Below are 587 nucleotides of genomic sequence, written 5' to 3'. Positions count from 1 at the left end.
GTATTGGCGCGACGAACATCGTCAGCTCGTCGAACGCCACGGTCGAATTGATTCCCCAAAGTTTTACCCACCTAAAGAACATCCATTACCGTTTCGTGGCGGTCGCCGTATGCCTGCGAAACCTTGGGTGCCCACCAAATTCAAATAAGACCAGGTCAGTCCCCACACCTTGATTTATCTAGCTCTCCAGACCTTTAAACTCGACATCTAACCTACTCCATTGACTACATAAAATGATAACCGGTTGAAAATATTACATGTTTGTAGTCAAAAGAATAACTGCTAAACGTTTTTTGACCCAACATATATTCCACTAGCATGGGAAGCGTTCTCGTACCGTTTGATATTTGTGATTATGTACTTAATACTTTCTTCATCGTCGCCCAATCCTTTAGATATGCGGACCAAGAAATACACAACCCTAGACCAAGCTTTGAAGTGTTCATCCGTTAACTCAGATGCTACAGGAAGTAAGTTTCCAAATGTGTTTAAGTCAATGTCACATTGAGCACGGATAGCATCTATTTCCTCAGTAGCTAAGCCGTTTTCTTTAATAAAATCGAAAACACTGTCTAAGTACTCAATAT

General features: G+C 41.2%; 1 pseudogene. It reads right to left on the bottom strand.

The features are described 5' to 3' along the window. Positions 1 to 282: 282 nt before the first annotated feature. Positions 283 to 587, bottom strand: a pseudogene (locus tag AB4653_RS17595) (hypothetical protein); the annotation flags it as partial.

It is taken from the genome of Vibrio sp. 10N.222.48.A3 (assembly GCF_041475345.1).
GTDB classification, from domain to species: Bacteria; Pseudomonadota; Gammaproteobacteria; order Enterobacterales; family Vibrionaceae; genus Vibrio; species Vibrio tasmaniensis_A.
The sequence above is the reverse complement of the archived record's forward strand: the minus strand, read 5'-3'. Positions and strand labels throughout refer to the sequence as shown.